Source organism: Pseudoalteromonas sp. Angola-30 (assembly GCF_028599215.1).
Classification (GTDB): Bacteria; Pseudomonadota; Gammaproteobacteria; order Enterobacterales; family Alteromonadaceae; genus Pseudoalteromonas; species Pseudoalteromonas atlantica.
Window position 1 is genome coordinate 1 of sequence record NZ_JAQREI010000086.1, and the last position, 294, is coordinate 294.

The 294-nt window shown below is 41.8% G+C and carries 1 rRNA gene; it reads left to right on the plus strand.

The window, feature by feature from the left end:
• Positions 1 to 176: 176 nt before the first annotated feature.
• Positions 177 to 291 (plus strand): 5S ribosomal RNA (rrf, locus tag PSH54_RS20710).
• Positions 292 to 294 lie beyond the last annotated feature (3 nt).

Below are 294 nucleotides of genomic sequence, written 5' to 3' on the forward strand. Positions count from 1 at the left end.
AGCTAACTTGTACTAATTACCCGTGAGGCTTAACCATACAACGCCAAACGCGTTTTGTGACAGAAACAAGCGACAGAAGTTAATAGCTAAAGTAGATAGATACTTAGACTTAAAAAATATTATCAGAGTTTTCCAAATTTAGTTGGTACGTGAAAACGGACTGACACCCTAATTTGCTTGGTAACCATAGCGTTTTGGACCCACCTGACCCCATGCCGAACTCAGTAGTGAAACGAAACAGCGCCGATGATAGTGTAGCATTTGCTATGTGAAAGTAGGACATTGCCAGGCTCC